The sequence below is a fragment of the Microbacterium sp. 5K110 genome (assembly GCF_005774735.1).
In the GTDB taxonomy this organism is placed as follows: domain Bacteria; phylum Actinomycetota; class Actinomycetes; order Actinomycetales; family Microbacteriaceae; genus Microbacterium.
Genome location: NZ_VBUM01000075.1, coordinates 1 through 18078 on the forward strand (window position 1 = coordinate 1; position 18078 = coordinate 18078).

At 70.8% G+C, this 18078-nt stretch carries 20 protein-coding genes and 1 pseudogene; 8 read left to right on the top strand and 13 right to left on the bottom strand.

The features are described from left to right. The 4 genes from FE256_RS14175 to dapA form a co-directional block, all read right to left on the bottom strand. A partial coding sequence (locus FE256_RS14175) for a DNA translocase FtsK 4TM domain-containing protein (protein WP_354646061.1) occupies positions 1–899 on the bottom strand: 899 nt, incomplete at its 3' end. 77 nt (positions 900–976) lie between these two features. Next, positions 977–1468, bottom strand: coding sequence for a GNAT family N-acetyltransferase (locus FE256_RS14180; RefSeq protein ID WP_138176803.1), 492 nt, complete (start codon positions 1466–1468; stop codon positions 977–979). A gap of 82 nt (positions 1469–1550) precedes the next feature. Beyond that, entirely contained in the window at positions 1551–3227 is a 1677-nt protein-coding gene (locus FE256_RS14185; protein ID WP_138176806.1) for a ribonuclease J, read from the bottom strand. Between the two features lie 77 nt (positions 3228–3304). Next, a complete protein-coding gene (dapA, locus tag FE256_RS14190; RefSeq protein WP_138176809.1) occupies positions 3305–4282 on the bottom strand; it encodes a 4-hydroxy-tetrahydrodipicolinate synthase in 978 nt (325 codons plus the stop codon). A gap of 110 nt (positions 4283–4392) precedes the next feature. Here dapA and FE256_RS14195 point away from each other — a divergent pair, with 110 nt between their 5' ends. Further along, complete coding sequence (locus tag FE256_RS14195; RefSeq protein ID WP_138176812.1) at positions 4393–4929, top strand: NUDIX domain-containing protein; 537 nt, start codon at positions 4393–4395, stop codon at positions 4927–4929. Positions 4930–4931: 2 nt separating this feature from the next. On the opposite strand, the gene FE256_RS14200 is transcribed toward FE256_RS14195, so the two are convergent. From FE256_RS14200 to FE256_RS14210, 3 genes are read right to left on the bottom strand one after another with little or no spacing between them, the layout of a single operon-like run. Then, a complete protein-coding gene (locus FE256_RS14200) occupies positions 4932–5687 on the bottom strand; it encodes an SDR family NAD(P)-dependent oxidoreductase (RefSeq protein WP_138176815.1) in 756 nt (251 codons plus the stop codon). After that, on the bottom strand, positions 5684–6187 hold the full coding sequence (locus FE256_RS14205; protein ID WP_138176818.1) for a dihydrofolate reductase: 504 nt from the start codon (positions 6185–6187) through the stop codon (positions 5684–5686). Before FE256_RS14205 ends, FE256_RS14200 begins: the two co-directional genes overlap by 4 nt. Continuing rightward, positions 6184–6993 carry a thymidylate synthase gene (locus FE256_RS14210; protein ID WP_138176821.1) on the bottom strand — a complete coding sequence of 270 codons (810 nt, stop codon included), beginning with the start codon at positions 6991–6993 and terminating at the stop codon, positions 6184–6186. The genes FE256_RS14205 and FE256_RS14210 overlap by 4 nt, the downstream gene beginning before the upstream one ends. Before the next feature lie 177 nt (positions 6994–7170). Here FE256_RS14210 and FE256_RS14215 point away from each other — a divergent pair, with 177 nt between their 5' ends. The 4 genes from FE256_RS14215 (at position 7171) to FE256_RS14230 (ending at position 9615) form a co-directional block, all read left to right on the top strand. Next, positions 7171–7608 (top strand): TlpA family protein disulfide reductase, encoded by a 438-nt coding sequence (locus FE256_RS14215; RefSeq protein WP_138176824.1) that lies wholly within the window; start codon positions 7171–7173, stop codon positions 7606–7608. Then, entirely contained in the window at positions 7601–8176 is a 576-nt protein-coding gene (locus FE256_RS14220) for a DUF4395 domain-containing protein (protein ID WP_138176827.1), read from the top strand. Before FE256_RS14215 ends, FE256_RS14220 begins: the two co-directional genes overlap by 8 nt. Before the next feature lie 106 nt (positions 8177–8282). Next, on the top strand, positions 8283–8708 hold the full coding sequence (locus FE256_RS14225) for an OsmC family peroxiredoxin (protein WP_138176830.1): 426 nt from the start codon (positions 8283–8285) through the stop codon (positions 8706–8708). Beyond that, positions 8701–9615 carry a TIGR01777 family oxidoreductase gene (locus FE256_RS14230; RefSeq protein ID WP_138176833.1) on the top strand — a complete coding sequence of 305 codons (915 nt, stop codon included), beginning with the start codon at positions 8701–8703 and terminating at the stop codon, positions 9613–9615. Before FE256_RS14225 ends, FE256_RS14230 begins: the two co-directional genes overlap by 8 nt. 64 nt (positions 9616–9679) lie before the next feature. Here FE256_RS14230 and FE256_RS14235 read toward each other — a convergent pair whose 3' ends face one another. Next, positions 9680–10132 carry a tetratricopeptide repeat protein gene (locus FE256_RS14235; RefSeq protein ID WP_138176836.1) on the bottom strand — a complete coding sequence of 151 codons (453 nt, stop codon included), beginning with the start codon at positions 10130–10132 and terminating at the stop codon, positions 9680–9682. Next, complete coding sequence (gene dapB / locus FE256_RS14240; RefSeq protein WP_138176839.1) at positions 10129–10941, bottom strand: 4-hydroxy-tetrahydrodipicolinate reductase; 813 nt, start codon at positions 10939–10941, stop codon at positions 10129–10131. The genes FE256_RS14235 and dapB overlap by 4 nt, the downstream gene beginning before the upstream one ends. A gap of 81 nt (positions 10942–11022) precedes the next feature. Here dapB and FE256_RS14245 point away from each other — a divergent pair, with 81 nt between their 5' ends. Beyond that, positions 11023–11490 (top strand): GNAT family N-acetyltransferase, encoded by a 468-nt coding sequence (locus FE256_RS14245; RefSeq protein WP_138176842.1) that lies wholly within the window; start codon positions 11023–11025, stop codon positions 11488–11490. Between the two features lie 467 nt (positions 11491–11957). Further along, entirely contained in the window at positions 11958–12125 is a 168-nt protein-coding gene (locus FE256_RS18240) for a hypothetical protein (RefSeq protein ID WP_171024347.1), read from the top strand. 152 nt (positions 12126–12277) lie between these two features. Here FE256_RS18240 and FE256_RS14250 read toward each other — a convergent pair whose 3' ends face one another. From FE256_RS14250 to FE256_RS14265, 4 genes are all read right to left on the bottom strand, one after another. Then, on the bottom strand, positions 12278–12748 hold the full coding sequence (locus FE256_RS14250) for a hypothetical protein (protein WP_138176845.1): 471 nt from the start codon (positions 12746–12748) through the stop codon (positions 12278–12280). A gap of 31 nt (positions 12749–12779) precedes the next feature. After that, positions 12780–13382, bottom strand: coding sequence for a histidine phosphatase family protein (locus FE256_RS14255; protein WP_138176848.1), 603 nt, complete (start codon positions 13380–13382; stop codon positions 12780–12782). Positions 13383–13462: 80 nt separating this feature from the next. Beyond that, positions 13463–14509, bottom strand: coding sequence for an aldo/keto reductase (locus FE256_RS14260; RefSeq protein WP_138176851.1), 1047 nt, complete (start codon positions 14507–14509; stop codon positions 13463–13465). Positions 14510–14736: 227 nt separating this feature from the next. After that, the gene (locus tag FE256_RS14265; RefSeq protein WP_138176854.1) at positions 14737–17034 is read right to left on the bottom strand and encodes a polyribonucleotide nucleotidyltransferase; all 2298 of its coding nucleotides are present in this window, start codon (positions 17032–17034) and stop codon (positions 14737–14739) included. A gap of 303 nt (positions 17035–17337) precedes the next feature. Between FE256_RS14265 and FE256_RS14270 the strand changes: the two are divergent. Continuing rightward, positions 17338–18078, top strand: a pseudogene (locus tag FE256_RS14270) (hypothetical protein); the annotation flags it as partial.

Sequence of the window (18078 nt, forward strand, 5' to 3'; positions counted from 1 at the left end):
GGTGTCACGACCGCCGACTCGAAACCGCCCTGGGGGGTTCCCGGAGTCAGCAGGGAGGTGAGGTCGTCGGAGCCGAGCTGTCCGTCGACGTCTTCTTCGCGGCCGGACTTGTTGCGTCGCCACCACGGCATCGACTTCTCTGCGGTCGCCTCGTCGTCGGCATCCGCGGGGAGGACCGCCGTTGTCGCGTCCTTCTCGACGCGTTCGGCGCCGAACATCCACGCGTAGAGGTCGCCGAGACGTCGGCCGATGCGGTTCGGCGGGGTCTTGGTGAGGATGAGGATGCTGAGGATCGTCAGCAGCGACAGCGCGATGTAGGCGCCCACGTCCCTCACCACGAGGGCGAGCGGCTCCCCGCTCAGCCAACCGGCGAGACCGCCCGCGAGACTGAGTGTCGGCAGCCCCGCGCTGGGCGCGGGACGCCCGCCAGCGACGTGGCAGAATCCCGCCATCGCGATGACGAACAGGGCGAAGCCGATGCCGATGCGGCCGTTGTCGTGCACCGAGGAGGGATGCCGGAACAGCCACCCGGCGAGCAGGAGCAGCAGCACGGGGAAGACGAAAGCCACGCGGCCGATGAGTCCGCCGAAGCTGTAGGCGCTGATCGTGGCCGCGACATCGGTGCCGATGAAGAACCACTCGACCACGGCACCGACGGCGGCGAGCAGCACGAGGAGGAACGGGAATCCGTCGCGCCGCTGATCGCGCTCGAGGGTCTCGGGCCCGAAGACGCGGAACATCCCGCCGACGCCGTGAGCCAGCGCCATCCAGGCGCGGACGGCGAACGGCGGTTTCTCGGGCTCGTCGACGTACCGCTTGGGCGCGGGCGCCGACGCTTTCGGACGCGCCTGTCCCTTCGCGGGAGCGCGACCGCCGGACGTGGACGTACTGCGGGCCATTCCTCCACGGTAGGCGGGGTGTCCGACATTCGTGCGGACCGACGCGGGGTTCGAGACAGGACCGATACCCGGGAGTCTCAGCGCAACGTACGGACCATGACGTCGCGCCCTTGCCCGGCGAGAGTGACGGCGAAGCCCTCGCGGCGATAGAAAGTGCGGGCGAAGTTGTCCCGCTCGACGCTCAGACTGATGCGGGAGAACCCCTCATCGCGGGCATGACCGACGAGACGTTGGAGGAGCGCACGGCCCACGCCGTGCGCGCGCCACACGGGCCGCACGCCGATGATCAGCTCCGGCACCCCCGTGCCGACCCAGCCGAACCCGGGCTCGCTGCGCGGAAGCAGGCGGTACCACGCCGCCCCGATCGCCTCGCCCGCGGGCGACTCCGCCACGAACCCCGCATCGCCCGGTCGCAGCCACCCCGCGACGTAACGCCGGTGGTCGGGGTTGCTGAGGATCTCGTGGCGCGGGCGCGCACTGCCGGCGCGCCAATTGGCGGCCTCGACCGTCATATCGACCAGGAAGGAGCCGTCGGACGGGAGCGCCGCGCGAATCGGGAAGGCGGGCATGCCCGCATGATACCGACGCTCGCGCCGGCACACGGCGCGAGCGCCCGATGACCACTCCGCGGGGTGGTCATCGGGCCTGGCCTCAGGCTTCGATGACGAGCGGAACGATCATCGGACGACGACGAAGCGCCTGGTTCACCCACCGCCCGATCGTCCGGCGCACGACCTGGGACAACGCATGCGTGTCGCGGACTCCCGACTGCGCCGCCTCCGCCAGCGCGGCTGCGATCTTCGGCTTGACGCTCTCGAACACGGCGGCGTCTTCGGCGAAGCCGCGGGCGTGCACCTCGGGTCCCGAGATGATCTTCCCGGTCTGGCGGTCGACGACGACGATCACCGAGATGAACCCCTCTTCTCCCAGGATCCGGCGGTCCTTCAGGTCGGCATCCGTGATCTCTCCGACGGACGACCCGTCGACGTAGACGAAGCCGATGTCGAGCTGACCGACCACCTCGGCGCGGCCGTCGCGGAGGTCGACGACGGTCCCGTTCTCGCCCAGGATCGTGTTCTCGGCCGGGATGCCGGTCTCTTGAGCGAGCTTGGCGTTGGCCACCAGGTGGCGGTACTCGCCGTGCACGGGCAGCACGTTCTTGGGCTGGAGGATGTTGTAGCAGTACAGCAATTCGCCGGCGGCGGCATGGCCCGAGACGTGCACCTTGGCGTTGCCCTTGTGCACGACCGTGGCGCCGAGCTTGGTCAGTCCGTCGATGACGCGGTAGACGGCATTCTCGTTGCCCGGGATGAGGCTGGATGCCAGGATCACGGTGTCGCCCTCGCCCGGCTCGATCGCGTGGTCGAGGTTGGCCATGCGGCTCAGGACGGCCATGGGCTCGCCCTGCGAACCGGTCGACATGTAGACGATCTTGTCGTCGGGCAGGTCGCGCGCCTTCTTGTAGTCGATGAGCACGCCGTCCGGGACGTTGAGGTAGCCGAGATCGGCCGCGATGCCCATGTTGCGCACCATGCTGCGCCCGAGGAGCGCCACACGACGACCGTTGGCGTGGGCTGCGTCGAGCACCTGCTGCACGCGGTGCACGTGGCTCGAGAAGCTCGCGACCACGACGCGTCGGGGGGCCTTGGCGATGACCTGGTCGAGCACGGGTCCGATCGCACGCTCCGTGGGGGTGAACCCGGGTACGTCGGCGTTGGTGGAGTCGACGAGGAACAGGTCGACGCCTTCTTCTCCCAGGCGGGAGAATGCGCGGAGGTCGGTGATGCGGCCGTCCAGCGGCAGCTGGTCCATCTTGAAGTCGCCGGTGGCCAGCACGAGGCCGGCGGGGGTGCGGATCGCCACCGCCAAGGCATCCGGGATCGAGTGGTTCACGGCGATGAACTCGAGGTCGAAGGGACCGACCTGCTCGCGCTGCCCCTCTCTCACCGTGAGCGTGTAGGGGCGGATCCGGTGTTCCTTGAGCTTCGCCTCGATGAGAGCGAGCGTCAGGCCCGAGCCGATCAGAGGGATGTCGCCCTTGAGCTTCAGCAGATAGGGAACGGCGCCGATGTGGTCTTCGTGCCCGTGGGTGAGGACGACCCCGACGACGTCGTCGAGGCGGTGCTTGATCGGCTCGAAGTCCGGCAGGATCAGGTCGACGCCGGGCTGGTGCTCCTCGGGGAACAGCACGCCGCAGTCGACGACGAGGAGCTTGCCCTCGTACTCGAAGACGGTCATGTTGCGGCCGACCTCGCCGAGGCCGCCGAGGGGGAAGACGCGCAGTGTGCCCGGCTGGAGCGCGGGCGGGTCGTAGACGGTCGTGGGCATGAAGTGCCTCCTCGGATGCCGCCGTACGGCATCCCTTCGTGTGGCGTCCCTGGCCGCGGTTCGGCGGACGCCGGTGCTTATCTCGTGGTGCCGTGCACCTTCGGCAGGGCACCGCCGGCGGCCGCGTTGCGGTCGGGGCGGAAGTTGGAGAAGTCGGCGCCCGCGACCTCGCGGACGAGAGCGAGCTCGTCCTCGATCGCCGCGGCCTCCCACTCTTCGGGACCGACCAGGGGCAGGCGCACGCGCGGGCTGCCGATGCGGCCGAGGCCGTGCAGGATGTACTTGGCCGCGACCGTGCCCGGCACGTGCGTCATCGTGGCGCGGACCAGGGGCTCGAGGCGCTGATGGGCTGCGGTGGCGGTCGCGAGGTCGCCGCGGTTCACGGCATCCACGATCGTCCGGTACGGCGCGGCCGCGATGTTCGCGGTCACACCGATGAGTCCGGACGCCCCGATCGCGAGGTGCGGGAGGACGTTGGCGTCATCGCCCGAGAAGTACATCAGGTCGGTCTGATTGAGCACCCGGCTGACCTCGCTGAAGTCGCCCTTGGCGTCCTTGACGGCGAGGATGTTCGGGTGCTTGGCCAGCCGCAGAATCGTCTCGTACTTGATCTCGACACCCGTACGGCCGGGGATGTCGTAGAGGATCACCGGAAGGTCGGTCGCGTCGGCGACGAGACGGAAGTGCGTCAGGATGCCGGCCTGGGTGGGCTTGTTGTAGTACGGCGTGACGATCATGATGCCGTCGGCGCCGGCCTTCTCGCTGGCCTTGTAGAGCTCGATCGCGTGCGCGGTCTCGTTGGATCCGCCGCCCGTGATGATCTTGGCGCGACCGGCTGCGACGTCCTTGCCCACCTCGACGAGGCGGAGCTTCTCGGGGTCGGTGAGGGTGGAGGTCTCTCCCGTCGTGCCCGTGACGACGACACCGTCGGCGCCCGCGCTGACGACGTCGTCGATGTGCTTCTCGACGGCGGGCCAATCGACCTCGCCGTCGGCCGTCATCGGGGTGACGAGCGCGACGAGCACCTGACCGAAGGGGTTGCCGGAGTGCGTCATGCTCTCAGGTTATCGGTTCGCCCCGCTCTCCCCGCTGTCGCGCCGATCCTCCCGGTGAACATCGACCGACGCCGCCCGTTCCGCGGTCGGCGGCGCTCTAGGCTGACCGCATGACCTGGACCACCCGCTCCTCCCGCACGGTGTACGAGAACCGGTGGATCGAGGTCCGCGAAGACGAGGTCACCGGGCCGGACGGCGACGGCATCTACGGAGTCGTGCGGATGCAGCAGCCCGCCGTCTTCATCATCGCGCTCGATGAGAACGAGCGTGTGTGCCTGGTCGAGCTGGAGCGCTACACGACGGGGCGCTCGCTCGAGGTCCCGGCCGGTGGCACGGACGGCGAGGACCCCCTCGTCGCGGCGCAGCGGGAACTGCGCGAGGAGACGGGCGTCACCGCGGCACGGTGGGAGCACCTGGGCCGCATGAACGCCCTCAACGGCATCGCTGACGCCCCGGAGCACGTCTATCTCGCGCGGGACCTGGAGATCGTGGATGCCGCGGCCTCACAGCGCGAGGAGGGCGTCGAAGCCGTGCGCTGGGTACCGTTCGGGGACGTCCTGGGCCTGGTCGCCGACGGCGAGATCTCCGACGGCGAGACGGTCGCGGCGCTGGCGTTCGCCGGCATCCGGCTCGGCCGGTTCCGCTGAGCTCAGCGCCCTCGCGCCGCCGCGCGCACGACCACCCGGTCGGGCAGAACGCGCGAGGCGGCCACGAGCAGCTTGTATCTCCAGGACGGGATCGACACTGCACGACCGCGTGCCGCGTCGCGCAGTCCCTCGCGCACGACCGGCTCGGCGTCGAGCCACATCCCGGGCGGAACGCCCTCCTGGCCGGGCGGGAGGCCCAGCCGCTCATGGAAGTTCGTGTGGACGAATCCCGGGCAGACGGCGGTGACCGTCACGCCGCGCGGTGCGTAGGCGACGTTCGCCCAGCGGCTGAAGGAGATGAGCCAGCCCTTGACGGCGCCGTATGTGCCGCGCGGGACGAACCCGGCGACAGAGGCGACGTTGACGATCCGTCCCTCGCCGCGCGCGAGCATGGCCGGCAACGCCGCGTGGGTCAACCGCATCGCGACCTCGACGTGCAGCCGCAGGTGGCGCACCTCGTCGGCGATGTCGTTGGCCTCGAAGGACAGATCCAGCCCGAAGCCGGCGTTGTTGACGAGCAGGTCCACGCCCGCGGCCACCCGGGCCTCGACCGCTCTGAGGTCGTCGGCGTCGAGGAGGTCTGCCGCGAGCACTTCGACGTTCGATCCGCACGTCGAGCGGATGCCGTCGGCCACCGCGGCGAGCGCGGCGCGGTCGCGCGCCACGAGGATCACGTCCGCGCCGCGGGCGGCGAGCTGGCGCGCGAACTCGGCGCCGAGGCCCGAGCTCGCGCCGGTGACGAGCGCGGTCCGCGTCACTCCCGGCCCTCGGGCACGTAGGTCTCGAACCGGTAGCGGATGCCGGTCCGCGAGACGTGCCATCCGTCGCTCGGGTCGGCGGCGATCCGTGTCCAGCCGTCCAGGCTCGGCGCCACGGTGTCTCCGTCGACGTCGAGATCGAGCTGCGTGACCTCGAGCACGTCGGCGTGGGTGATCGCGTCGGCGTAGAGGCGCCCCCCGCCGATCACCCACACCCGGTCGGTGTCGGCGCTCTGCAGGGCGGCATCGAGAGAGTCCACCCGCTCGGCGCCTTCGGCATCCCCTCCACTCGTCCGCGACACCACGATGTTGCGACGCCCCGGAAGGGGCCGGAAGCGCGGCGGGAGCGACTCCCACGTGCGCCGGCCCATGACGACGTCGGACTCCCCCGTCACGGCGCGGAAGTGGGCGAGGTCTTCGGGGACGTGCCACGGCATGCCGCCGCCCGCGCCGATGACGCCAGCGCGCGACTGCGCCCAGACGAGTCCGAGGGTCGTCATACCGCGACGGCCGCCCGGATGGCCGGGTGGTGCTGGTAGTCGTCGATCACGATGTCGTCGTAGGTGTAGTCGAAGACCGAGGCGGGCTTCCGGGCGAACCGGAGGGTCGGGTACGGGAAGGGGTCGCGGGAGAGCTGCTCCTCGACCTGCGCACGGTGGTTGTCGTAGACGTGGCAGTCGCCGCCGGTCCAGACGAACTCGCCGGGCTCGAGCCCCGTCTGCTGCGCGATCATGAGCGTCAGCAGGGCGTAGGACGCGATGTTGAAGGGGACGCCGAGGAACATGTCGGCGCTGCGCTGATACAGCTGGCACGAGAGCTTGCCGTCGGCGACGTAGAACTGGAACAGGGCGTGACACGGAGCCAACGCCATGTCGGGGATGCCGGCGGGGTTCCAGGCCGACACGATGAGCCGACGGGAGTCGGGATCGCGGCGGATCTGGTCGATCACCTGCGAGATCTGGTCGATCGCGCCGCCGTCCGCGGTGGGCCAGGAGCGCCATTGCACGCCGTACACGGGGCCGAGTTCGCCCTCGGCATCCGCCCACTCGTCCCAGATGCTCACGCCGTGCTGCTGCAGCCACCCCACATTGGATTCGCCGCGAAGGAACCACAGCAGTTCGTAGACGATCGACTTCATGTGGACGCGCTTGGTCGTCACGAGGGGGAAGCCGGCGGCCAGGTCGAAGCGGATCTGCCGCCCGAACACGCTCGTGGTGCCGGTGCCGGTGCGATCCGACTTGTGGACGCCCGTCTCGAGGACGTCGCGGAGCAGGTCTTCGTAGGGGGTGGGGATGTCGGCGGTCACGGCCTTCACGATACCCGCGGGTCCCGCGCGCCGGGGTGCGCCGGGGGAACGATCCCGGCGCCGGGCCCGCTGGGGAGGAGGCGCCACCTGGACGCGGGCCGGGCAAACGCTGAGCGGAGGCGTCATGGGGCGACTCATCGGCCCCTGGCGCTCCCGGGCGCGTTAGCGTTGTCGGTCGTGGACCTGACCATCGCTCTCTTCGCCGTCGCCGCGCTCGTCGTGCTGGCAGCGGTCGCCGGCGTCGTCTTCCGCCTCACCCAGGGCCGCGCCCGCACCGTGGACTCCGCCGAGATCGTCGACCCGCGCCGCCTCGGTGCGGACGCACTCGGCGAGGAAGCCACGCTGCTGCAGTTCAGCACCGAGATGTGCTCGCGGTGCCCCGGCGTGCACCGCATGCTGTCGGAGGTCGCCGACGGCCGCGAGGGCGTACGGCATCTCGACGTCGACCTCACCCACCGCCCCGACATCGCCCAGCACTTCCGCGTTCTTCAGACCCCCACCACCCTGGTCCTCGACCGCCACGGTGCGATCCGCACCCGTTTCGGGGGCACGCCCGGTCGCGCGGTCGTGGAACTCGAGCTCAGCCGCCTGCAAGAGGAGACCACCCGTGCCTGAGGTCCAGCGCATCGATGTCCGAGGACCGCGGTTCGCGGCATCCCTCACCGCCGTTCTGCTGTTGATCGCGACGTTCCTGTCGCTCGTCGGGATCTCGACGCAGCGCTCCCGCTCCTTCGGGTGGTTCGCCTACCAGCCGCTCGCGGACGCGGTCTATCGCCCCGAGGAATGGGCCGTGTCGACTGCTCCCCTGTGGGCGCGCGTCGTCGACCCCGGGTTCCTGCTGCTGCTCGTGATCGCCCTGCTGTTCGTGTGGGGTGTCGTCTCGCCGCGCACCGCTCCGTGGGGTGTGCTCTTCCGTCGCGTGGTGCAGCCGCGACTCGCGCCGCCCACCGAGTTCGAGGACCCGCGTCCGCCGCGGTTCGCGCAGGGCGTCGGCCTGTTCGTGACCGCCGTCGGCCTCCTGCTGCACCTCGCCGGCGTGCCGTGGGCTCTCCCGATCGCCGCGGCGATGGCCTTCGTCGCGGCGTTCCTCAACGCCGTCTTCGGACTGTGCCTGGGATGCCAGCTCTACCTGCTGCTGCAGCGCGCGGGCCTCGTCGGGCGTCGGCGCCCCTCTGCCGCCTGAGCCTCTCCCCCGCGTCGCCTGTCAAGACCCTCGGCGGGTCGGACCCCCTGGCTAGGCTGGCCAACGCCGCAGCCATGAGGGCTGCGTCGGAAACCGGGAGGTTCGAATGACCGTCACGAGCGAAGCCACCACCGCCTGGAAGGGCAGCCTGTTCGAGGGATCGGGCGAAGTGACCTTCACGTCGTCGGGGATCGGCACGTTCGACGTGAACTGGAAGGCGCGCAGCGAAGGCTCCGCTTCGGTCACCACACCCGAGGAGCTCCTCGCCGGCGCACACTCGTCGTGCTTCAGCATGGCGCTGTCCAACGCCCTCGCCGAGAACGGCACCCCGCCGCAGTCGATCGATGCGACCGCCTCCGTCACCTTCAAGCCGGGCACCGGCATCACCGGCAGCCACCTGAACGTGAACGCGGTCGTCCCCGGCATCGACGCCGCCACGTTCGAGAAGATCGCGAACGACGCCAAGGCGAACTGCCCCGTCTCGCAGGCGCTGGCAGGAATCGACATCACCCTCGAGGCCACGCTTGCCTGAGTCCTCGACCCGACGCGTCGTCCTCAGCGGCGCGTCGGGTCTCATCGGCTCGGCCCTGACCGAGGCGCTGCGCGCCGACGGCATCGAGGTCACGTCCCTCGTCCGTCACGAGCCCACCGGCCCGCACGAGGTGCAGTGGCTCCAGGATGCTGCTCCCCTCGACCCGGACGTGCTGGCCGGCGCCGACGCCGTCGTGTGCCTCAACGGCGCGACGATCGGCCGCTTCCCCTGGACGCGCTCCTACAAGAGCACACTGCTGTGGTCGCGGATCACGCCCACGCGCACCCTCGCCACCGCGATCCGGGAGCTCGGCGACGACGCCCCCGCGCTCGTGAACGCTTCGGCGACCGGCTACTACGGGTCTCAGCCCGGGGCAGTGCTCACCGAGGCGTCCGCCCGTGGCGAGGGCTTCCTCGCCGACATCTGCGGAGAGTGGGAGACGGCCGCGCGCGGGGCAGGGCCGCGCGCCCGCGTCGCCCTGCTGCGCACCGCCCCGATCGTCCACGAGCGCGGTGTCCTCAAGCCGCTGCTGCTCCTGACGAAGCTCGGCGTCTCGGGCCCGATCGGCCGCGGCACCCAGGTGTGGCCCTGGATCACGCTCGACGACGAGGTGCGCGCCATCCGTCACGTCATCGACTCCGACCTCGACGGCCCCGTCAACCTCACCGGACCCGCGCGCGCCACGGCGAACGACCTCGGTTTCGCGCTCGCGCGCCGGATGAACCGCCCCTATGCGCTCCGCGCCCCGGTGTGGGGCGTCAAGCTCGCGCTCGGCCGCGATGCGACCGAAGCGCTGCTGACCTCGGACGCCGACGTGCGCCCTTCGGTCCTGCAGGACGACGGCTTTACCTTCACGCACGAGACCGTGGAGGATGCCGTGGCCTCTGCCGTCCCCGCCGCGCGCTGAGCGGGGTGGGGCGGCCTCAGGCGGCGGCCGGGAACGCGCCGCGCGGTCGTGCGGCCGCGCCGGCTCAGGCCGCGCGGCGGGCGACGGCCTCGAGCGCGATCGCCCGACGGACAGCTTCGCGAGCGCGTCGCCGGTCGCCGGCCGCGTCGTATGCGAGGCCGAGGCGGTACCAGGACCGCCAATCGTCGGGATGCGCCTCCGCGGCGGCGCGGTAGGCGGGGAAGAGGGCGTCGGCATCGTCGCGCGTCGCGCGCCCGCTCGGTCGCACATCGATCTCTTCGTCGGGCAGGGCGCCCTCGGCATCCAGGATCTCGCCCAGCTTCTGGGCACGCACCCCGAACCACAGCTCACGGCCGATGGCCCACAGCGCGATGATCGGCAGCACGATCAGCGCAACCCCCATCGCGATACCGACGCCCTCGCCGCTGGACAGCAGCACGACGGCGCGCTGACCGGCCAGCACGATGTACAGCAGCAGCAGCACCGTCATGACCGCGACGGCGACACGCGTCTTCATGCGCTGGTGGCGCCCGCGACCTGGCCCGAGACCGCGCCGTCGGCGACGGGCGCTTCGTCGCGCGCCGGGCGCGTACGCACGCCGATGTCGATGAAGCTGTCGAGACCGACGATCACTCCGCGCGCCTCGCGGGCCGCGGCCATCGCGATGCGGATGCCGGGGGCATAGGCCGTGGCCGGGTCGATCGTGTCGTGGACGAGCGTGAGCGACTCCCCCGGCCCGGACAGCACGGTCTCTTGCTTCGCGACGACTCCCGGACGACGCAGCGAGTGGATCGGGACCGACGCGACCTGCTGGCCGCGGGCGCGCTGGTCGACGTGCGGCGAGCGGACCGGACCGACCTTCTCGCGCGCGGCGGCGATGAGCTCGGCCGTGCGGACGGCGGTGCCGCTGGGTGAGTCCACCTTCGACTCGCGGTGCGCCTCGATGATCTCGATGGAGGGGAAGAAGGGGGCGGCCGCGGCCGCCAGTGCGCTGCCGATCACGGATCCCAGCGAGAAGTTGGGGATGAAGACGACACCCGTGCCACTGGCATCCACGAGGGGGCGGACCAGCGCGATGCGCTCGTTCGACCATCCCGAGGTGCCGACGAGCACGTTGATCCCGCGCTCGATGGCCGCGCGCACGACGTCGATCGAGACCGCGGGAGTCGACGCGTCGATCACCAGGTCGGCACCGTCGAGCTCGCCGAGATCGGAGCGCGAGCCGAGCACCGCGGAGACCTCGTACCCCTCTTCGGCCTCGACGACCTCGCGGATGACTCCGCCGAGCTTTCCGGTTCCGCCCACGATGGCAACGCGTGTGGTCATGCTGCCAGCCTAGGCGGCGGCGCCACCTCCCGACCGGTCCTGTCCACAGACGCGCCGTCCGGCCTCGCCTAGCATCGACCCGTGGCTTCGATTCGCATCTCCCCCGTTGACGCCCCCGATGCTCACGCGCTGCTCGAGGAGTACTTCGCCGTGCGCGCCGCCATCTTCCCGGGCGGCGGATACCGCACGACGTTCCCCTCCCCCGCGACGTTCGTCGAACCGGCCGGTGTGTTCGTCGTGCTCGACGACGACGAAGGCCGCCCCGCCGGGTGCGGCGGCATCCGGCGGATCGACGACGGACCGCACGGCCCGCGCGACGAGGTCAAGCACCTGTTCGTGCGCGACATCGGGCGCGGTCGCGGGTGGGGCCGTCTGCTCCTCGACGACCTCGAGCGCCGCGCCCGCGAGCGCGGCGCCGCCGAACTCGTCCTCGACACCCACCACACGCTGGAGGCGGCGGGCGGGCTCTACGCGCGGTCGGGTTTCGAAGCGATCCCGGCGTACAACGACAATGTCAACGCGACCAGGTGGTATGGCAAGGTGCTCTGAGCCTCGGAGGCGGCCCCGAGGATCGCTCCTGGCCAGCGAAACCGGTGCTGGAAGCCGCCCCGGATGCCGTCCCGCTCGCCTCATCGCCTTCACGCATGAGGTGACGCTCTCGCGCGGGTCTCCAGACGCGGCCTCGTCAACGCGGTCGAGGGGAAACTCCTCCTGCTCGGACAACCGCCCGGCGCCCACATCCACCCGTCACGTGCTCGATGCCGACCCGGGTGGCATCCGGTGACGGGAAGGCACGGACGGTGTCGAGCATCCGCGCGCCGATCCCCTGCCCGAGCAGAGCCGGGTCGATGGAGAGCTTCCAGATCATCGGCACCGCGGGTGTCTTCGCTCGCGACGGCGAGACGGATGCCGATCGGGATGAACGCCGACGTGCCTCCGGCCGAAGAGAAGGCGCGCGGCCGTAGCCGGGAGCACGGACCAGGGCGCGGACCGCGCGTTCCGCTAGCGTCCGAGACATGACTCTCGAGGAAACCACCACCCTCACGTGGATCATCGCCGCCGCATCGTTCCTCATCGGCTGCCTGATCCTGTGGTTCATCATCTATACCGCCGTGCGCTCCGCCCTGTCCGCGCACCGGCATGCGCTGCAGGAGGAGGGCCAGCTGCCGCTCCACCGGAGTTGACCACGGTCTCCGACAGTCGCGACACGGTCGCTCGGGACACCGCACGCGAAGTATGCGCAGGGTTTCGTCCTCGCGACGCGAGGGGACACGGCGGCGCGCTGATCCGCTCTCACCACGGGAGATGACCGTACCTCGCGGTGGCCCCGGATCGCTCAGGGACGGTGCGGATGCACGTCGACCCGAGCAGAGCCGGCCTCGCGCTCAGCGCCGGCGCGGTCGTTCCGTCGCGCGGCCCGAACGGTCACCGGGCCGACGATCGCCACCGTGACCACCGCGGTCAGCCCGCCGAAGAAGAGGCCGAGCACGACGCCGTAGCCCCCGGTCGCCGCCGTCACGACGGCGAGCCAGAAGACGAATGCCGTCCCCGCCGCGGAGGCGGTCGCCACCGCCGCGCGGGAGGCGACCGATCGCTGTCGAGACCTTGTCCACAGCAGGAGTGCGACCCAGAACCCGAGCACTGCCGGCAGCACGGCGACGAAACCGACGAAGGCTCCGTAGAACGGCAGGACCCACACCACGCCCTCTTCGCCGCGGTCGGGCGGGATCAGGAAGCCGAAGAGGACCGCGCAGACCAGGGCTCCGGTGACGCTGCCGCCCAGAGCCAGGCACCCGACGACGGGCACATACGGTCCGCCGCGCGACGCCGTCGGCATCTCAGACCGGCAGCGGATCCACGAGCCCGGTGCGCAGCTCGACCGGCAAGTGGGCCAGGTCGTTGTGCGACAGGACCGTCCAGGGTCGGCCCTTCTTCTGCGCGATGACGGTCAGCCCGCAGTAGGCCTGGTTGATCGTCATCCAGCGCCACTCGGGGGCCTGCAGTACCTCGCGGACGAACCACGCGATGACGAAGTTGTGCGTGATGAGCAACTCGTGCACCTCGCCGGTCTTGCGCGCGAGGAACTCGGCCGTGGCGTCTTCCATCTGCGCGCGCCCCGCCTCGACCTCCGCCTCGGTCACGGAGCCGAAGAACGGCTCGTACGCCGCGGGGGTCTCGGGCGTCATGCCCGTCGGGACGCAGTCGAACAGCAGGGCGGATGCCTCGGGCGACACCGACGGCAGACGCTCGGCGACGGCGCGCGCGGTCTGCGCAGCGCGCTCGAGCGGCGAGTGCCACACGGCATCCAGCGGCAGCCCGGAGAGCCGGTCGGCGAGCAGCGCAGCCTGGCGCTGGCCGCGGGGCGAGAGGGGGCCGTCTGTGAGCCCGTGCTCGGCATCCTGGTGCTCGCCATGGCGCACCAGGTAGATGTAGTGCGTCACGTCAACTCACCTCGTCGTCAGTGTGCGGACCCCCCGCCGAACACTTCCAGCCTACGTCACGCCCCCGACACGGGGGTGGATCACTCGGCCGCGCGGGCGATGTCCGACAGCTGCGCGCGACTGAGCCGTACGCCGACCGCGCGCATGCACTCCACCACGTGGCGCGGCGCGAAGGCGTTGACGATCGGGGCCGTGACCGCCTTCTGCGCGAGCAGCCACGCCATCGCGACCGCGGCATCCTCTACCCCCAGCTCTTCGCCGATCACGTCGAGGGCGCGCAGCACGCGGGAGCCGCGGCGGTTCAGGTTCACCGCGAGCTGGGACCCGCGTACCGAGCTGGCCTGCTGACCGCGGGTGCGGGTCTCGCCGGCGAGGAAGCCGTGCGCGAGGGGATGCGATGGCGTGACGGCGATCCCCTGCGCCGAAGTGATGAGCCGCAGATCGCCGTCGAACTCGTCGCGGCGCAGCACGTTGTAGGGCACGTCCAGCACCGTGACGCGCGGGTACCCCGCTGAGGAGAGGATGCGAGCCTCGACCAGCTGTGACGCCGTGTAGCCGCACGCGCCGATCGCGCGCACCTTGCCGCTGTCGACCAGCCACTCGCACGTGGCGAGGGTGTCCTCGAGCACCGCGGAATCACCGCGTACGGCGTCGAGCGAGAGCACGTCGATGCGGTCGGTGCCCAGGCGGCTGAGCGACGCCTCGACAGCGCGGACGAGGTTAGTAGATCCGAGCCCGGGGTTGTCGGGATGCCGACCGATACGCACCGCGAGCACCGTGTCGTCGCGGGTCCGCCGCGAACGCATCCACGACCCGATGATGTGCTCGCTGCGCCCGGCGGCGTAGCTGTCGGCGGTGTGGATCGCGTTGCCGCCGAGTTCGACGTAGGTGTCGAGGATCTCGTGACTGGTCGCGGCGTCGACGTTCCACCCGAACTCGCCGCCCCCCAGAAAGACGGGGAACACGTCGAACCCGGTCTCGCCGAGCGGCACGCGCACGTGCGATCCGAGACCCGGACCCTGCAGCGTCACGGGAGCCGACGGGTGCGACACGGGAGCCGACGGGTGCGCCACCCGGTCACGACGCAGGCGCGGCGAGGCCGTCTCGTCGACGCCCGAGCCGCTCATGGGCTTCCCCTCGTGCTGCGCCGGAGATGGGACACCGGCGGCGCCCGCTACGCCCCCGACGCGTAGTTCGAGGGTAGGGCCTGACCGGACCGCGGCCGCCGAATCCCACGGCTCAGCGATAAACATTGCATAACGCTTGCCGTCACCCGGGCACGCGAGCTCCGGCGGCAGGAAAGCACGGATGCCCGCCCCGCACACGGCGGGACGGGCATCCGGTGAGAGCGGGATCAGCCTTCGGCGGGAGCCTCGGGGCCCTCGCTCGCGGCGGCCGAGCTCTGCGTGTCCGCGGGCTCGGTCGTCTCGGTGGCCTCGTCGATCACGGGCTCGAGCGACAGCTTGCCGCGGTCGTCGATCTTGGTGATGCGCACCAGGATCTTGCGGCCGACGGACAGGACGTCCTCGACGTTCTCGACACGCTTGCCACCGGCGAGCTTGCGGACCTCGCTGACGTGCAGCAGGCCGTCCTTGCCGGGGAGGAGCGAGATGAACGCACCGAAGGTCGCGATCTTCACGACCGTGCCGAGGAACTGCTCGCCGACCTCGGGGTTGGTGGGGTTGGCGATCGCGTTGACCTGGGCGCGGGCGGCCTCGGCCGAGGGGCCGTCCGTTGCGCCGATGTAGACGGTGCCGTCGTCATCGATCGAGATCTGCGCACCGGTCTCGTCCTGGATCGAGTTGATCGTCTTGCCCTTAGGCCCGATGAGCTCACCGATCTTGTCGACCGGGATCTGCACGCTGATGACGCGCGGCGCGGTGGGCGCCATCTCGTCGGGAGCATCGATCGCGGAGTTCAGGACGTTGAGGATCGTCAGACGAGCCTCCTTCGCCTGGGTGAGCGCCGCTGCCAGGACCGACGACGGGATGCCGTCGAGCTTGGTGTCGAGCTGGATCGCGGTGATGAACTCGCTCGTGCCGGCGACCTTGAAGTCCATGTCACCCAGAGCGTCTTCGGCGCCGAGGATGTCGGTCAGCGCGGCGTAGCGCGTCTGGCCGTCGACCTCGTCGGTGACCAGACCCATGGCGATACCGGCGACGGGGGCGCGCAGCGGCACGCCCGCGTTCAGCAGCGACAGGGTCGACGCGCAGACGGAACCCATCGAGGTCGAGCCGTTGGACCCGAGGGCCTCGGAGACCTGACGGATGGCGTACGGGAACTCCTCGCGGCTGGGCAGCACCGGCACGAGGGCGCGCTCGGCGAGGAAGCCGTGCCCGATCTCGCGACGCTTGGGGCTGCCCACACGACCGGTCTCACCGGTCGAATACGGCGGGAAGTTGTAGTGGTGCATGTAGCGCTTGCTCGTGATGGGCGACAGCGAGTCGATCTGCTGCTCCATCTTGAGCATGTTCAGCGTGGTGACGCCGAGGATCTGCGTCTCACCGCGCTGGAAGATCGCCGAGCCGTGGACGCGAGGAATGACCTGCACCTCGGCGTCGAGCGGGCGGATGTCGGCCAGACCACGGCCGTCCATGCGGACGCCCTCGGCGAGGATGCGACCGCGGACGATGGTCTTCGTGACCGACTTGTACGCGGCGTTGAACTCGAGCGTCGCGACGGCGGGCAGTTCACCCGACTCGACGGCGGTGAGGAGCTGCTCCTTGACGGAGGTCTTGACCTCGTCGTCGGCGTTCTGGCGGTCCTGCTTGTCGGCGATCTGGTACACCGGCACGAGGCGGTCGTAGGCGCGACCGGCGACGAAGTCGTAGGTCTCCTGGCTGTAGGCCGGGAACACGGGGAACGACTGGATCTCCTTGGCCGCCGTGCGGGCGACCTCGTTCTGCGCGTCGACCAGCTGGCGGAGGAACGGCTTGGCGGCCTCGAGGCCCTCGGCCACGACCTGCTCGTTCGGCTTGGTGGCGCCGCCCTTGATGAGGTTCCAGCTGCCCTCGGTCGCCTCGGCCTCCACCATCATGATGGCGACGTCGCCGTCGTCGAGCACGCGGCCCGCGACGATCAGGTCGAAGACGGCGTCCTCGAGCTGGGTGACGGTCGGGAACGCGACCCACTGGTCGGCGTGCTCGCCCTGCCCGGGGATGAGCGCGAGGCGCACACCGGCGATGGGGCCCGAGAACGGCAGACCCGAGATCTGGGTCGACAGCGAGGCGGCGTTGATGGCGAGGGCGTCGTAGAACTCGCCCGGAGCGATCGAGAGCACGGTCACGACGATCTGCACCTCGTTGCGGAGGCCGTCGACGAACGACGGGCGCAGCGGGCGGTCGATGAGACGGCACACGAGGATGGCCTCGGTCGAGGGGCGGCCCTCGCGACGGAAGAACGAGCCGGGGATCTTGCCCGCGGCGTACGAGCGCTCTTCGACGTCGACGGTCAGCGGGAAGAAGTCGAAGCCTTCACGCGGGTGCTTGCCGGCGCTGGTGGCCGAGAGAAGCATGGTCTCTTCGTCGAGGTACGCCGCGACAGCGCCCTGCGCCTGCTGCGCGAGACGACCGGTTTCGAAGCGGACGGTACGGGTGCCGAAACGGCCGTTGTCGAGAACGGCTTCAGCGGCGGTGATTTCTGGACCTTCCAAGAGGTCCCTCCTTCTTTGTTTAGGCTCGCCGCCCCGTGTGGGCGACGAGCTGACATGCGAAGGAGCAGGAACAGGCAGAAAGGGCGCGTCGACGCATCGACCCGGAAATCCCGGCGACTGGCCACCAGTAGACGACCACCCGGCGACACGACGGGGAGTCCACCACAGGGGACCAGCGTCTGCCGGCCTGCTCCGTGAGCTCATCTTGAGTTGAGCGGATGCCATGGCGGCACCCTGCGAAAGCCTATCAGGGCGAGGGTTGCTCGGCTGGTTCGTTCCGAGGGCATACCGTACCTTTGCCTCATGGGCCTCAGCCGTCTCACGCGTCACACGCTTCTCGCGTGCGCGCTGATGAGCGCGGTCCTCGTGATCACGCCGGTGACCGGTGCGGTGGCCGCGCCGGTCCACGTCGCCGCGGCCGGCGACGACGATCCCGCCGTCCGTGAGGTTCAACAGGCACTGGATGCCGCCGAGACCGCGGCCTCCGCCGCCTCGCGTCGCGCCCTCGACGCCTCGGCCGCGGCCGAGCGGGCCCGCCAGACCGCCGAGCTCACGGCGGCGCGCGCCGACGCGCTCACCGCGCAGAGCGACGCGGCCGACGCCGCTCGCACCGAGGCGATCACCCGCGCGGGAGCCAGCGTCGCCCGGCTGTACCGCACGACCTCAGGGGGTCCCCTCGTCGCGCAGCTGTTGACCGCGGCCGATCCGGACTCGCTGCTGGAGCGCCTCGGCATCCTCGATCGCGTGACGACGGTCACCGTCCGCACCGCGGGCGAGGCGCGGAGCACCGCCGACGTCGCCGAGTCCCTCCGCGCGCAAGCCGAACGGGCACGTGCGGAGGCGGCGCGCCGCGCCGCGGAGGCCGAGACCACGGCGGCCGAGTCCCAGAGGCAGTCCGACGCCGAGGCGGCGACGGTGACGGCGACGCAGGCGGAACTCGACCGGCTCTTCGCCCGACTGGCGGCGCTGCGCGAGACCACGGCCGCCCAGGAACGAGCCGCTCGCCTGGCGCAGCAGACCGCGGCGCAGGCCGCCGAGCCGGGC

Coding starts and splice junctions, on each gene's coding strand:
- FE256_RS14195 (WP_138176812.1), top strand. CDS start 4,393: ATGACCTGGACCACCCGCTCCTCCCGCACGGTGTACGAGAACCGGTGG.
- FE256_RS14180 (WP_138176803.1), bottom strand. CDS start 1,468: ATGCCCGCCTTCCCGATTCGCGCGGCGCTCCCGTCCGACGGCTCCTTC.
- FE256_RS14260 (WP_138176851.1), bottom strand. CDS start 14,509: ATGAGCGGCTCGGGCGTCGACGAGACGGCCTCGCCGCGCCTGCGTCGT.
- dapB (WP_138176839.1), bottom strand. CDS start 10,941: ATGACCACACGCGTTGCCATCGTGGGCGGAACCGGAAAGCTCGGCGGA.
- FE256_RS14205 (WP_138176818.1), bottom strand. CDS start 6,187: ATGACGACCCTCGGACTCGTCTGGGCGCAGTCGCGCGCTGGCGTCATC.
- FE256_RS14235 (WP_138176836.1), bottom strand. CDS start 10,132: ATGAAGACGCGTGTCGCCGTCGCGGTCATGACGGTGCTGCTGCTGCTG.
- FE256_RS14225 (WP_138176830.1), top strand. CDS start 8,283: ATGACCGTCACGAGCGAAGCCACCACCGCCTGGAAGGGCAGCCTGTTC.
- FE256_RS18240 (WP_171024347.1), top strand. CDS start 11,958: ATGACTCTCGAGGAAACCACCACCCTCACGTGGATCATCGCCGCCGCA.
- dapA (WP_138176809.1), bottom strand. CDS start 4,282: ATGACGCACTCCGGCAACCCCTTCGGTCAGGTGCTCGTCGCGCTCGTC.
- FE256_RS14185 (WP_138176806.1), bottom strand. CDS start 3,227: ATGCCCACGACCGTCTACGACCCGCCCGCGCTCCAGCCGGGCACACTG.